We start from the raw sequence: 12,992 nt of genomic DNA, 5'->3' as shown, positions 1-12,992 counted from the left end.
TCATTTTCCGAACATGAGGGAGGGCAAGAAGGTGATGATCTGCGGGAACGCCACCAGCACGCCGATGGAGATCATCAGGGCCAGGAAGAACGGCAGGCTTGCCCAGAACACCCGTTCGATCGGCAATTTCGACACCATGGACACCCCGTAAAGCGCCACCCCGACCGGCGGCGTGATCAGGCCGATCACGCACATGATGCAGAACAGCACGCCGACATGGATGGGGTCGATGCCCGTTGCGTTGATCAGCGGCGAGATCGCCGGCACGACCATGAGGATGATGGGCGTAGCGTCCATGAACATGCCGAGCACGAGCACGACCAGCAGGATCAGGATGACGATGAGGGTCGGATCCGTGGTCAGGCTGGTGACCTGCCCCGACAGCAGCACCGGAAGCTGCTCGCGTGAGAATATCCAGCCGTCCAGCCCGGAGATGCTGACGATGAGGAGCAGCGCGCCCACCGCCGTGCCGGCGCCGATGATCTCGCGCGACAGGTCGGGCACCGTCAGCGTTCCATAGAAGAAGCCGAGCAGCATGACGTAGATCACCGCGATCACGCCCGCCTCGGTCGGGGTGCAGATGCCGGAGAAGATGCTGCCGATGATGAAGACCGGCGTCAGGATCACCAGGGCCGCGTCCCAAAGCGTCCGCCAGAGCCGCTTGAAGGAGAAACTCTCGCCCTTCGGGTAGCCCCGCTTATGGCTGAGGATGCCGACGGTGGCCATCAGGAAGCACACGATCATCAGACCCGGAACGATGCCGCCGACGAACAGCTTTCCGATCGAGACGTTGGCCGTGGCGCCGTAGATGATCATGATGATGGACGGCGGGATGATCGGCGCCAGCGTCGAGGCGGAGAGCGTGACGCCCGCGGCGAACGCCGGGTCGTAGCCGCGCTCGCGCATGGCCTTGACGGTGACTGTGCCGACGCCGACGGCGTCCGCCGCGGCCGAGCCCGACATGGCGGAGAAGATCATGCTGGCCAGCACCGCCACATAGCCGAGGCCGCCGCGGATATGGCCGACCACCGCCTGCGCCAGGTTGAAGATGCGCTCGGTGGCGCCGCAGAAATTCATCAGCCGGCCGGCCAGCAGGAACATCGGCACGGCCGCCAGGATACTGTCGTTGACGGTGCCGATGATGCGCTGCGGCGCCAGGCCGAAAGGAATTCCCTTGGCGTAGAGATAGGCCAGCCCGGGTGCCCCGAGCGCCACGAAGATCGGAGCGCGCAGGGCGATCAGGACGAAGATGCCGAGAAGGACGATGGCAAGCATGGTCAGACCCCCACCGGCTCGTGGACGACGCCGTCGCGCTCGGACACAGGAGCCAAGCCGGGCAGGCCGATGTGGCGCCGCTTGACGAGGAAGACGAAGCCATGGATCAGCATCATGGTGAAGCCGATCGGCATGGCGATCGTCTGCACCGCCACCGAGATGCCGAGCGCCGGCATGACCTGGCCGGCGCCGAAGATGCTGGTCCGGTAGCCCACCCAGGCGAGCGTGACCATGAAGGCGATGGTGACGGCATCAACGAGATAGCCGACCATCCCGGCCAGCGCCGCCGGCATGGCGTTGACGACGAAGTCGACGATGAAGTGCTCCGCTTCGTAGAGCGCCCTCGCCCCGCCGATGAAGACCAGCCAGATCATGCAGATGCGTGAGATTTCCTCCGTGAAGGCCAAGGGATCGGACAGCACGAAGCGGTAGAGGACCTGAAGGAACATGATCCCGATCAGTCCCGCGAATGCCAGGAGGATGAGCAGTCCCTCCAGCCGCACGAGCCATCGCTCGGCGCTCAGCAACAATTTCTGCATGACGATATCTCGCTGGTCGTTTGGAAAGAGGCCGCGGCTCAGCGCGCCGACTGGATGCTCTTGATGAGATCCTCGCCGTAGACCTTCGCGTATTTTTCGATCACCGGCTTGGTGGCCTTGATGAACAGCGCCTTGTCCGGCTCGGTGATCGTGGCACCCTGCGTCTTCAGATACTCGAGGTCTCCGGCCAGGTTGGTCGCGAACAAGTCACGCTGATGCTTGGTCACCTCGGCAAATATCTCGTCGAATTCCGCCCTTTGCTCGTCGCTGAGCTGCGCCAGGGCGTCGGCGTTGGCAACCACCACCTTGTAGAGGAAGAAGTGTCCGGTCAGCGACAGATGCGGCGCCTGCTCGTAGAAGCGCATGTTGCGATAGCCGGAACTGTCGTTCTCGGCCGCGTCGATGGTGCCGGTGGCCAGAGCCGTATAGACTTCGCCATAGGGCATCGGGGTGGCCTTGGCGCCAAGCGCGTTGAACGTGTCGAGATAGACCGGGCTGCCGATCACGCGGGTCTTGGCGCCATCGAGGTCGGCCGGCGTCTTGACGTCCACCGACCGGGTGAAGACGTGGCGCTGGCCGCCGGACCACCAGCCCAGCACCTTGAGCCCCGACTCCTGCTCGATCCTGGCGGAGATTTCCTTGCCGATCGGGCCGTCGGAAACGATCCACGGCTGGACGTCGCCGTTCTCGAACAGGAACGGCAGGTCGAACACGCCGGCACTGGGCGCGAAGGCGGACAGGTTCGAGGTCGCCACGGTCGTCATGGTGACGGCGCCCAGGCGCACCTGCTCGATGGCGTCTTTCTCGTCGCCGACCTGCCCCTGCGGGAACACCGTCATCGAGAGCCCGGTCTTCGAGGACTTCAGCCTCTCGGCCAGCTCCGCAAAGGCGGTGTTGGACGGCTCGCCCAGCGGATTGACGTGGGCCGCGGTCAGCTCAAGCGCCGACACAGCGTACGTGCCGGCAAGAAGAAGAGCCGCCGAAAGCGCCCCGGCGATGCTGCGGAATTTCATGTGGTCCTCCCGGATCCCTTAGTTTGCGAGTTTCGCAAATTGCTACTAGAACGATCTACTAGATCGATGTAGTAGAGAATTTATCGGTTGTCTATCGCTTTTTGGCGCGCCGGGCGCCGCCGCGCGGCGGCCATGGCCAAGGGAAGGAAAACGGGAATGGATCAGTTTGCAGCATGCCACGACGAGGAGGCCCTCGAGCGGCATCGCATGTTCGCCACGACGGTGCGCGAGTTCGTGGAAGCGGAAGTGCGCGACCGCGCCCAGGTGCTGGACGAGACCGAAGCCTACCCCGAGGACCTCTACAGGACCATGGCCCAGCTCGGACTGTTCGGGATCACGGTGCCGGCCGAAATGGGCGGCGTCGGCGCGGATGCGGTTTCCTACGCCATCGTCATGGAGGAGCTGGCGCGCGGCTACGCTTCTGTGGCCGACCAGTGCGGCCTGGTCGAGCTGGTGTCCTCGCTGCTCGCCGCCCACGGCACGCCCGAGCAGCGCAAGCGCTATCTCGAACCGCTGGTTCGCTTCGAACGCAAATGCGCCTACGCCATTACCGAGCCCGAAGCCGGCTCCGACGTCGCCGGCATCCAGACCCGCGCCGTGCGCACAGCCAATGGCTGGCGCCTGGACGGCGGCAAGATCTGGATCCACAACGCCCCCGTCGCCGATTTCGCCATGGTGCTCGCCCGCACCGACCCCGCCGCCGGCAAGCGCGGCATGAGCATCTTCATCGTCGACGCCGACCGCCCCGGCTATGTGATCGGCCCGAAGGAGCACAAGATGGGCCAGCGGGCCTCGCAGGTCGGCGCGCTGACCTTCGACGGCATCGAACTGCCGGCCGATGCCCTGCTCGGTGAAGAGGGCAAGGGCTTCCATATGATGATGAGCGTTCTCGACAAGGGGCGCATCGGCATCGCCAGTCTGGCGGTGGGGCTGCTGCAGGCGGCGTTGGAAGCGTCCGTGGACTACGCCAGGACACGCCAGCAGTTCGGCAAGCCGATCGGCGAGTTCCAGGCCGTGCAATGGATGATCGCGGACATGGCCAAGTCGCTCCATGCCGGCCGCCTCATGGTGCGCGACGCCGCCGCCCGCCTCGATGCCGGCCAGCGTGCCACCATGCACTGCTCCATGGCCAAGTGCTTCGCCGCAGACGCCGCCGTCGAGCATGTGGCGAATGCGGTGCAGATCCATGGCGGCATCGGCTTCATCCGCGGCATCGAGGTGGAACGCCTTTTCCGCGACGCCAAGATCACGCAGATCTACGAAGGCACCAACCAGATTCAGCGCATGATCATCGCGCGCAACATCATGCAGTGAGGCCAGCCATGAGCGATTTCCACAAGCGGGCGCTGGTGACGGGAGCCGGCCGCGGCATCGGTCGGGACATCGCCCTTGCGCTGGCGGACAAGGGCTTTGCCGTCGTCGTCAACGACCTCAACGACAACGAGGACCTCGCCCGCACGGTCGCCCTCATCGAGGAGCGGGGCGGCCGGGCGCTGCCCCTGCCCGGCGACATCGCCGATGTGGCCGGCCACGACAGGCTGGTAGAGTCGGCATGGAGCGCCTTCGGCGGGCTGGAGTGCCTGGTCAACAATGCCGGGATATCCGTCGCGCGGCGCGGCGACCTGCTGGAGGCCGTGCCGGAAAGCTTCGACCGGCTGGTCGCGGTGAACCTGCGGGGGCCGTTCTTCCTCACCCAGGCGGTGGCACGGCGCATGGTCGCGGTCGAAAGCGGCGCATTCCGGTCCATCGTCACGGTCTCGTCGGCCAATGCGTCGATGGCCTCCGTCAACCGCGCGGAATATTGCATCTCCAAGACCGGGCTTTCGATGATGGTCAGCCTGTTCGCGCTGCGACTGGCCGAGCACGGCATCAACGCCTATGAAATCCGCCCCGGCGTCATCGAGACCGCCATGACGGCGGTGGCGCGCGAAAGCTACCAGGCCCGCTATGAACAGGGGTTCACCCCGATCAACCGCTGGGGAAAGCCGCAGGACATCGGCCAGGCCGCCGCCATGCTGGCCGATGGCGGGCTGGCCTTCTCTACCGGGGAAGTCCTGCATGTCGACGGTGGCCTGCATGTGAGCAGCCTGTGACGGCGCCGGCCAGCGACACGTCGGCGGCGGGCCGGGCCCTGGCGCCTGGCCTCTACGGCTTCGAAGAGCTGGAGGTCGGCGACCATTTCGGCACTTCCCGCATCATGGTCACCGAAAGCCATGTGGTCGGCTTCGCCGGCCTGTCGGGCGACCTGTTCGACATCCATATGGACGACGCCTTCGCGCAGGCCCACGGCTTTCCCGGGCGCCTGGCGCATGGGCTGCTCGGCCTGGCCATGGCGGATGGCCTCAAGAACCGGGCCCCCGTGCGCATCGCCGGCATCGCCTCGCTCGGCTGGAACTGGCGCTTTCGCCGGCCGATCCTCATCGGCGACAGCATCCGCGCCCGCATCACCGTCACGGCCAGGAAGCCGCACCGCAACCCCGAACGCGGGGTTCTTACCCTGGGTTTCGTGGTAAGCAACCAGGATGACATCGTCGTGCAGGAAGGCGAAACTTTCCTGCTGTGCGCGCGCCAGCCATCGTCCGGGAATGCGCCCGCGGCCGGGCACGATGTGCGGGGAGGATGAAAACGGCATGGACAACCGCGGAAAACCGCAAGCCGATCCGGGCGTTTCGGCGGAACGCCCGGCCGGCCGCATCACGCTGAGCGACATTGCCCAGGCCGCCGGCGTGTCGCGCGCCACGGTTTCGCTGGTGCTGCGCAACAGTCCCACGATACCGGAACGGACCCGCCAGCATGTGCTCCAGCATGCCGAGGCGCTGGGCTACGTCTACAACCGCGGCGCCGCCAGCCTGCGCACCGACAGCACCCATATCGTGGGGCTGGTGGTGCACGACATCACCAACCCCTATTTCGCCGAGATCGTCGCCGCGATCCAGCGCGAGCTGATCAGCCACCAGCTCGTCGCCTTTCTCGGCGACACGCGCGATTCGCCCGAATTGCAGCGCAGCTTCGTCGACACGGTGCGCGAGTACAATGTCGACGGCATCATCATGTCGCCGGCCCAGGGGAGCGATCCCGAGCTGATCGCGCGGCTGCGGCAGTGGCGGCTGCCCTGCGTGCTGTTTTCGCGCAACCTGGCCGGCGTGGAGGTGGACTGTGTCGTCGGCGACAACCATGGCGGCATGCTCCAGCACACGCGCTACCTGCTGTCCCTCGGCCATCGCCGCATCGCCTTCATCGGCGCCAACGACCAGATCTCGACCGGCCACGAGCGCCTGCAAGGCTATCTGGCCGGCCTTCGCGAGGCCGGCATCACGCCCGATCCGCAGCTCGTCGTGCCCTGCCCGCCGACGCGCGTGGACGCGCACAACGCCCTGATCAGCCTGTTGCAGCTCGCCGACCCGCCCACCGCGGCGGCCTGCTTCAATGACGTGACCGCTTTCGGCGCCATGCTCGCCGTCCAGAACCTGGGGCTGAAGATCGGCCGGGACGTGTCCATCACCGGCTATGACGACGTCGCCGAGGCGCAGCTCTGGCGTCCGGCGCTCACCACGCAACGCATTTCCTGCGAGGATATCGGGCGCGAGGCGGTGCGGCTTCTGCTGCGCCGGATCGCCGATCGCGGCGCGGCGGTCGAGCGCGTCACCATCCCGCTCGACTTCAAGGTGCGCCAGACCACGCTGGAGCCGCCGCCGGCCGCCCGCCTTCCCGCCATACGGGAAGCGGCGCTGGCATGGGCGCAGGCGCAGGGCACGCCGTCAGAGGACCTGAAGCCGGAGGCAGCGCCCGTTAGTTACGATCGCAAAACCATGCGGCCGGGAAGCGGCCGATAGATTGGAGGAGCATATGCATTTGATCGAAGGTTCGGTCATTCCGGCAACGGGCTTCGGCACCTGGACGCTGAAGGGCGACGACTGCAGCGAACTCGTCGGGCAGGCGCTGGCCGCCGGCTACCGCGCTATCGACACGGCGGCGAGCTACGACAACGAAGAAGCGGTCGGGGCGGGGCTGCGCGCCTCGCCCGTCCCGCGCGGCGACGTCTTCGTCACCACCAAGGTGTGGTGGACCGACCTGGCGCCGGCCGATTTCGAACGCTCGGCCGAGGCGAGCCTGCGGCGGCTTGGGCTGGACCATGTCGACCTGCTGCTCATCCACTGGCCCAATCCGAAGATCGCGCTGAAGGACACGGTCGCGGCGCTGAACAGGGTGCAGCGGCAGGGCCTCACGCGCCACATCGGCCTGGCGAATTTCACCACCTCGCTGATGGCCGAGGCCATGGGCCTGTCGGACGTTCCGCTCATCTGCAATCAGGTCGAATATCATCCCTATCTCGACCAGAAGAAGGTGTACGACGCCTGCCGGGCGGCCGGCATGGCCATGATTTCCTATTGCCCGCTCTATCGCGGCGGGCCGCTGTTCGAGGAACCGGCCGTCACCCGCGCGGCGGCCAGCCACGGGCGCACGCCGGCGCAGATCGTGCTGCGCTGGCATGTCCAGCAGCGGGGCGTCGGCGCCATTCCGCGCACCACGCGCAAGGAACGCCTGGCCGAGAACGCCGCGATCTTCGACTTCTCCCTTTCCGAGGCGGAAATGGACGAGATCGGCGCCCTGCGGAGCGCCCACCGGCGCATCTGCGACTACGGCTTCTCGCCGGAATGGGACCTTCCCTGACGATGGACGGCACCGGCGTGCCTTCAAAGATCACCAGCTTGATCTGGATCGTAGAGCGCAGCTTCGCCTGATCGGCACCGCAACCGCACGCCTCATGCTCGGCTGACAAAACCTTAATTCGCAAACACATTGCAGAGTATCGGGCCGGTACGGGATGCGAACCATGTCCTGCCTTTGCTGCACCCTGGACAGGACGGAGCAATTTCCCGCCGCATTTCGGCACTCCGTCGAGACGGCCTGAACAGTACGTCATGCGTATATCACGTAGCTTGCGAAGCAAATGTATTTCAGTTGCGAACAGCGGCCGATGAAACAGCCGGATATGTCCCCCATAATCCTCCGGCGTCCACATGAACAGATGGGGTTAAGAAATGAAATCAGATATTTAGACAGACTTGTCTGTCAATGACCGTGGAATCGGGACCCTGTATTTTCGTGCAAAAGGGACCCCGGTTTTGGGGTTGATGAAGGGCACGGCGGTTAGCGCCCGATCAGGCGAAGCTGGTCGGGGTTGCACAGCCTGATCGGGTGCGGTTCGTTGGTTTTTGGCTTTAGCTTTGAGAGCGGCTCTTGAAGCGCCAGGATTCGTTTCCGGTCTCGACGATCTCGCAGTGATGCGTCAGGCGATCGAGCAGCGCAGTGGTCATCTTGGCGTCGCCGAAGACGGTGGGCCATTCGCCGAACGCCAGATTGGTGGTGATGATGACGCTGGTGCGCTCGTAGAGTTTCGAGACGAGATGGAAGAGCAACTGCCCGCCGGCCTGGGCGAAGGGCAGATAGCCCAGTTCATCGAGCACGACGAAGTCGAGCCGGGTCAGGTGATCGGCAATGCGCCCCTGGCGGCCGGCACGGGTCTCGGTCTCCAGCCTGTTGACCAGGTCGACGACATTGAAGAAGCGGCCGCGCGCGCCGTTGCGGATAAGCGCCCGGGCAATGGCGATGGCTAGATGGGATTTGCCCGTGCCGGTGCCGCCGACCAGGACGACGTTACGCTGATCGGCGACAAAGGCTCCGCCGGCAAGATCGCGGATCAGGCTCTCGTTGACGGGCGTGCCGGTGAAGTCGAAGTCATCGACGTCCTTGGCCAATGGCAGCTTGGCGACGGTGAGCTGGTATTTGATGGAGCGGGCCTGCTTCTCCGATATCTCGGCCTGCAGCAGATCGCCGACGATCTTCGGAGGTTCGTGCTGCCGCTTGATGGCGACGCCCATGATCTCGTCATAGGCTGATCGCATCCCGTAGAGCTTCAGCGTGCCCATCAGTTCCAGAACCTCGGTGCGTTCCATGATTATCTGCTCTCCTTAGACGGTCATAGCGGGCGCAGTCGGCGATCGGCTCGTGAGCCAGCTTCAGCGCCTGGGGAATGGAAAGGATCGTGCCCGGCGCCGGGTCGCGGCGGCGGGCCAGGATGTTGAGGATCACCGCCGCCGACGAGACGCCGTGATCGAGCGCCTCCTGACAGGCCGCCTCGACCGCGTTCAATCCGTCGCTCAGCACACAGGTGAGGATCGACACCATCTGCCGGTCGCCGTCATCGGCGGCCTTGAGCTTGCGGCGCACCTTCTCCATGGCCGACGGCAGAACCCAATTCTTGAACGGTGCGCCGTTGCGCAGTCCACCGGGCTTGCGGGCCAGCACCGGGACGTAATGCCAAGGGTCGTAGATCACCTCGTTGCGGCCGAAGCAGCGGGCATGTTCGCCCACGACCACGCCGTCCTGGCGGATGACGATCCGATCGGCATAGGCATGGATCTCGACCGGCCGGCCGACGGCGCTCGACAGCACCGAGTATTTGTTGTTGTCGAAGCGCACCGTGCAGGTCTTCGACACCGAGGCGGGAATGCAGTGGAAGCCGTCGAAGCGCCCGGCATAGGGGATGAAGCTGCCGCGCTCCTCCTCGAACACCTCCCAGATCGTGCGGCCGTCCTGTTCGGGGTGCCGGTGCGCCTTGGCGTAGGAGACGCATTTGTCGGCCAGCCAGCCGTTCAGGTCCTCCAGCGTCTTGAAGCGCAGCCGCGGCGTGAAGAAGCGCTCGCGCACCAGCCCGACCTGGTTCTCGACCTGGCCCTTCTCCCAACCCGACGCCGGCGTGCAAGCTTCCGGTTCGACAAGGTAATGTCCGCACATCTGCGCGAAGCGGCGGTTGTAGCGGCGATCCTTGCCGATGAAGATCGCGTCCACCGCCGTCTTCATGTTGTCGTAGATGCCGCGCGTGCAGGTTCCGCGGAAGAAGGCGAAGGCCCGATCATGGGCGTCGAACACCATCTCCTGCGTCTCGCGCGGATACGCCCGAACAAAGAACATGCGGCTATGACAGAGCCGCATGTGCGCCACCTTCACCGTAACCGTCACGCCGTCCAGCAGGACGACCTCGTGACTCCAGTCGAACTGATAGGCTTCGCCGGGCGCAAAGCTCAGCGGGATATAGGCCTCGGCCGCGGCGCTGCCGCGTTGCTCTTCCCAATCCTGCGCATGCCGCCACACTGAGCTGTAGCTGCCGTCATAGCCGAGGCCGCGAAGCTCCTCGAAGATCCGGATCAGCGTCAGCCGTTCCCGCTGCGGCTTCGCTGCATTCGCCGACAGGAGCCCGTCCAGCTTCTCGCGCCAGGCCCCCATGCGAGGATAGGACTGATGCTTGCGCTCGTACCGGAACTCCGTCTCGTCCGAGCGCAGCACCTTGCGGACCACTTTCCGCGAGATCTTCAGCTCCCGGCAGATCGCCTTGATCGACTTCCCCTGCACCAGCGACAGCCGGCGTATCTTTGCAATCGTCTCCACAACCAACATCCAAAACACAAATGCCTCCGATCAAACCGGAGGCACTTTGATGACCCCACGTTAAGGGGTCCCGTTTGGACGAAAATTACCCCTCAAACAGGGTCCTCATTCCACGAAAAATCACAGCCGGAAGCCTGCAAGGCCACCAGAACGATCGTCGAGGAAGGTTTCCTGCCCCTGCTCCGCGACGCGGGCGACATCGACGTGGCTCGCGCATGGCAACTTATGCGCGCCCATTCCTGGTGGTATGGCGAAGGCGGCATTGCCAGTATTGCGCTGAGCGCGGTCGACATGTCGCTCTGGGATATCCACGGCAAGGAAACGGGCAAGCCGCTGTTCGAGCTTTTCGGTGGCGCCGTACACGATTCCCTTCCCGCCAATGCGTCGTGCCACGTCAACAAGGCGTCGCTGGAGGCATGCGTAGAGGAGGTTCAATCCTACTTCGCCAAGGGGTTTCGCAGCGTGAAGCTGGGGCTGGGCAAGAAGGGTCCCTCGCCCATCGGGCAAGACCCGGACCAGGTGGTTCGCTTCGTCGACATGCTGCGTGACGCACTAGGTGTGGACGCCGAAATCCTTGTCGATATCGGCAACGGCATCGACTGGGACCTGGATACCGGAATCTCGGTCGCGAAGCGGCTTGAGGCGCTTGGGATCGGCTGGATCGAAGAGCCATTTTATCCGACCCGCCACGACGACTATCGTGCGCTCAAAGCGGCTATCTCCACCCCGATCGCCAGTGGAGAGCGCGAATTCACTCTCGCCGGCTACCGCACATTGCTCCGGACGGGTGCGGTAGATGTCTTTGGCGTCGACCCGGCGCGTGCCGAGGGCGTCACTGGTTTTCGCCATGTCGACGCTCTGCTGCGCGAACACGGCAAGACGATCAACGCTCATGCCTGGTCGACAGCCATCACGACCGCGGCAAGCCTGCACCTGTCAATCGCCTCCACTGCTGCACGGCTGTTCGAGTTCAAGCCGCACCCGGTTGTCGTCCAGCAGGAATTGGTGGACCAGCCGATCACGATGCAGAGCGGCCTGGCCAGGCCGACGGCACGCCCCGGGCTTGGCGTCGAGGTAGATGAAAAGGTCGTCAGGGAGCTTTCGGTCGGCTAGGGATGAGACAGCCCAGCAGCCGTTATTGTGGAGCGAAAATGAGAAAGCCGGGAAAGGCAGCCAGCGCCTTTACCTCAGTCGAGCCGGAACCGGACGAGCGCCTGTCCGTCGCCGAACAAGTCGCGCGCCGTCTCATCGAGTTGATCCGGTCGGGAAACCTCCGTCCGGGCGAGCAACTCCCCTCGGAACGTGAACTCTCCGCCATGATGGACGTCAGCCAACCCACGATCCGCGAGGCCTTGCGCGGCCTGCAGATCCTGGGTGCGATACGCTGGACACGCGGCGGCACCAGCTACGTCTCCTCGCTCGATCTCACCGACATGCTGGCCCCGCTTCAGTTCCTCGTCCCGCTGAACGCCAACAATGTCGAGACCCTTTACCAGGCTCGCATGCTGATCGACGGCGGCATCGGCCGGATGGCCGCAATGCTGATCACGGACGACGCTGTTGCCCGGCTGCGCGAGATCGTGAAGTTGCAGAAAGGACTGGTCGGTAACGCGGTCGGCTTTCGGGTTTCGGATTTGGAATTCCACCAGATCATTCTCGATGCGTGTGCAAACCCGTTCCTCGATCGTATCGCCAACTCGCTTTACACGCTCGGCATGGAATATCGCCGCGTGGCGTCGGAAACGCCGGGCGTCATTGCACAGAGCGTGCGCGACCATGCCGCGATCGTGGATGGTCTGGCGGCACACGATCCGGACATGACCGGCGCGGCAATGGAAGAGCATATGCGCAATGTCGACCGCACGACGCGCGAGGCAATGATGCGCCTGGCGTCGGGCGGCAATGAGTGACGCTTCACGGAGGTTTCAAATGCCAGAGCTGACCGGCAAGGTCGTGGTGGTGACGGGTGCGGCGCGCGGGATCGGCGCAGCCACCTCTCGGGAACTGGCGCGCCAGGGCGCGCGCGTGGTCGTGACCGCCCGCTCGCTCCACGCGGCCAAAGCGCTTGCCGATGACATTCTGGCGTCGGGGGGCGAGGCGCTGGCGCTGGCCTGCGATGTAGCCGAGCCCGCCTCGGTGGACGCCATGGTGGCCGGGGTTCGGTCGCATCTGGGCAAGATCGACGCCCTCGTCAACAACGCCGCCATTGTCGACCCGGTCGGCCGCATCGTCGACACGGATCCCGTGCAGTGGATGCGCGCCGTCGAGATCAACCTCGTCGGAGCCTATCTTGCGGCGCGCGCAGTCATCCCGGTCATGCTGGAAGACGGTGGCGGCACCATCATCAATCTGTCGAGCGGAGCCGCGTTCCGCCCGCTCGAGGGATGGTCGGCCTATTGCTCCACCAAGGCCGGGCTCGCCATGTTCACCCGATCGGTCGATCTGGAATATGGCAGCGCCGGGATCGTCTCGATTGGTTTTTCGCCAGGCGTCGTCGACACCGATATGCAGGGCAAGATTCGCGCCTCCGGCATCAACCCCGTCAGCCAGCTTCCCCGCGAGAGCCTGAGCGATCCGAAGGATCCGGGACGCGTGATCGCCTATCTCTGCAGCCAGGCGGGCCGCGAATACGCCGGCAAGGAAGTCGACATTCGAGAGGCTGGGTTGCGCCTGGCCGTCGGCCTTGCCCCTGTTGCAGCCTGAACAAGGAAATCGA

The 12,992-nt window shown here is 64.9% G+C and carries 13 protein-coding genes; 8 read left to right on the top strand and 5 right to left on the bottom strand.

What is annotated here, in order from left to right:
* Genes ACTDI4_RS07545 through ACTDI4_RS07535 form a run of 3 tightly spaced genes read right to left on the bottom strand, consistent with a single transcriptional unit; the run spans position 1 to position 2,827 of the window.
* Positions 1-1,275 carry a TRAP transporter large permease gene (locus ACTDI4_RS07545; RefSeq protein WP_442840560.1) on the bottom strand — a complete coding sequence of 425 codons (1,275 nt, stop codon included), beginning with the start codon at positions 1,273-1,275 and terminating at the stop codon, positions 1-3.
* Positions 1,276-1,277: 2 nt separating this feature from the next.
* Positions 1,278-1,814: a TRAP transporter small permease gene (locus ACTDI4_RS07540; protein ID WP_442840559.1), complete on the bottom strand. Its 537-nt coding sequence runs from the start codon at positions 1,812-1,814 to the stop codon at positions 1,278-1,280.
* Positions 1,815-1,852: 38 nt separating this feature from the next.
* Positions 1,853-2,827, bottom strand: coding sequence for a TRAP transporter substrate-binding protein (locus ACTDI4_RS07535; RefSeq protein WP_442840558.1), 975 nt, complete (start codon positions 2,825-2,827; stop codon positions 1,853-1,855).
* A gap of 207 nt (positions 2,828-3,034) precedes the next feature.
* Here ACTDI4_RS07535 and ACTDI4_RS07530 point away from each other — a divergent pair, with 207 nt between their 5' ends.
* The 5 genes from ACTDI4_RS07530 to ACTDI4_RS07510 are packed head-to-tail and all read left to right on the top strand — an operon-like array spanning position 3,035 to position 7,498.
* Positions 3,035-4,141 (top strand): acyl-CoA dehydrogenase family protein, encoded by a 1,107-nt coding sequence (locus ACTDI4_RS07530; protein WP_442843290.1) that lies wholly within the window; start codon positions 3,035-3,037, stop codon positions 4,139-4,141.
* Between the two features lie 8 nt (positions 4,142-4,149).
* Entirely contained in the window at positions 4,150-4,920 is a 771-nt protein-coding gene (locus tag ACTDI4_RS07525) for a 3-ketoacyl-ACP reductase (RefSeq protein ID WP_442840557.1), read from the top strand.
* The gene (locus ACTDI4_RS07520; RefSeq protein WP_442840556.1) at positions 4,917-5,450 is read left to right on the top strand and encodes a MaoC family dehydratase; all 534 of its coding nucleotides are present in this window, start codon (positions 4,917-4,919) and stop codon (positions 5,448-5,450) included. Before ACTDI4_RS07525 ends, ACTDI4_RS07520 begins: the two co-directional genes overlap by 4 nt.
* Positions 5,451-5,457: 7 nt before the next feature.
* Positions 5,458-6,660 carry a LacI family DNA-binding transcriptional regulator gene (locus ACTDI4_RS07515; protein WP_442840555.1) on the top strand — a complete coding sequence of 401 codons (1,203 nt, stop codon included), beginning with the start codon at positions 5,458-5,460 and terminating at the stop codon, positions 6,658-6,660.
* 13 nt (positions 6,661-6,673) lie between these two features.
* Positions 6,674-7,498 carry an aldo/keto reductase gene (locus tag ACTDI4_RS07510; protein WP_442840554.1) on the top strand — a complete coding sequence of 275 codons (825 nt, stop codon included), beginning with the start codon at positions 6,674-6,676 and terminating at the stop codon, positions 7,496-7,498.
* Positions 7,499-8,049: 551 nt separating this feature from the next.
* Here ACTDI4_RS07510 and istB read toward each other — a convergent pair.
* Together istB and istA are read right to left on the bottom strand one after the other, a co-directional pair.
* The gene (gene istB, locus ACTDI4_RS07505) at positions 8,050-8,784 is read right to left on the bottom strand and encodes an IS21-like element helper ATPase IstB (RefSeq protein ID WP_442839287.1); all 735 of its coding nucleotides are present in this window, start codon (positions 8,782-8,784) and stop codon (positions 8,050-8,052) included.
* Complete coding sequence (istA, locus tag ACTDI4_RS07500; protein ID WP_442839288.1) at positions 8,717-10,285, bottom strand: IS21 family transposase; 1,569 nt, start codon at positions 10,283-10,285, stop codon at positions 8,717-8,719. The genes istB and istA overlap by 68 nt, the downstream gene beginning before the upstream one ends.
* Here istA and ACTDI4_RS07495 point away from each other — a divergent pair.
* From ACTDI4_RS07495 to ACTDI4_RS07485, 3 genes are read left to right on the top strand one after another with little or no spacing between them, the layout of a single operon-like run.
* Positions 10,235-11,389, top strand: coding sequence for a mandelate racemase/muconate lactonizing enzyme family protein (locus ACTDI4_RS07495; protein WP_442843289.1), 1,155 nt, complete (start codon positions 10,235-10,237; stop codon positions 11,387-11,389). The genes istA and ACTDI4_RS07495 overlap by 51 nt on opposite strands.
* 2 nt (positions 11,390-11,391) lie before the next feature.
* Complete coding sequence (locus ACTDI4_RS07490; RefSeq protein ID WP_442840553.1) at positions 11,392-12,186, top strand: FadR/GntR family transcriptional regulator; 795 nt, start codon at positions 11,392-11,394, stop codon at positions 12,184-12,186.
* Between the two features lie 19 nt (positions 12,187-12,205).
* A complete protein-coding gene (locus tag ACTDI4_RS07485; RefSeq protein ID WP_442840552.1) occupies positions 12,206-12,979 on the top strand; it encodes an SDR family NAD(P)-dependent oxidoreductase in 774 nt (257 codons plus the stop codon).
* Positions 12,980-12,992: the final 13 nt, after the last annotated feature.

Origin of the sequence: Mesorhizobium sp. PUT5 (assembly GCF_052216645.1) — a bacterium.
Classification (GTDB): Bacteria; Pseudomonadota; Alphaproteobacteria; order Rhizobiales; family Rhizobiaceae; genus Mesorhizobium.
The sequence above is the reverse complement of the archived record's forward strand: the minus strand, read 5'-3'. Positions and strand labels throughout refer to the sequence as shown.

Bases quoted from the DNA above. Each gene is read 5' to 3' on its own strand.
- istA (WP_442839288.1), bottom strand. From the start codon at position 10,285: ATGTTGGTTGTGGAGACGATTGCAAAGATACGCCGGCTGTCGCTGGTG.
- ACTDI4_RS07535 (WP_442840558.1), bottom strand. From the start codon at position 2,827: ATGAAATTCCGCAGCATCGCCGGGGCGCTTTCGGCGGCTCTTCTTCTT.
- ACTDI4_RS07540 (WP_442840559.1), bottom strand. From the start codon at position 1,814: ATGCAGAAATTGTTGCTGAGCGCCGAGCGATGGCTCGTGCGGCTGGAG.
- ACTDI4_RS07530 (WP_442843290.1), top strand. From the start codon at position 3,035: ATGTTCGCCACGACGGTGCGCGAGTTCGTGGAAGCGGAAGTGCGCGAC.
- ACTDI4_RS07510 (WP_442840554.1), top strand. From the start codon at position 6,674: ATGCATTTGATCGAAGGTTCGGTCATTCCGGCAACGGGCTTCGGCACC.
- ACTDI4_RS07545 (WP_442840560.1), bottom strand. From the start codon at position 1,275: ATGCTTGCCATCGTCCTTCTCGGCATCTTCGTCCTGATCGCCCTGCGC.
- istB (WP_442839287.1), bottom strand. From the start codon at position 8,784: ATGGAACGCACCGAGGTTCTGGAACTGATGGGCACGCTGAAGCTCTAC.
- ACTDI4_RS07490 (WP_442840553.1), top strand. From the start codon at position 11,392: ATGAGACAGCCCAGCAGCCGTTATTGTGGAGCGAAAATGAGAAAGCCG.
- ACTDI4_RS07485 (WP_442840552.1), top strand. From the start codon at position 12,206: ATGCCAGAGCTGACCGGCAAGGTCGTGGTGGTGACGGGTGCGGCGCGC.
- ACTDI4_RS07525 (WP_442840557.1), top strand. From the start codon at position 4,150: ATGAGCGATTTCCACAAGCGGGCGCTGGTGACGGGAGCCGGCCGCGGC.
- ACTDI4_RS07515 (WP_442840555.1), top strand. From the start codon at position 5,458: ATGGACAACCGCGGAAAACCGCAAGCCGATCCGGGCGTTTCGGCGGAA.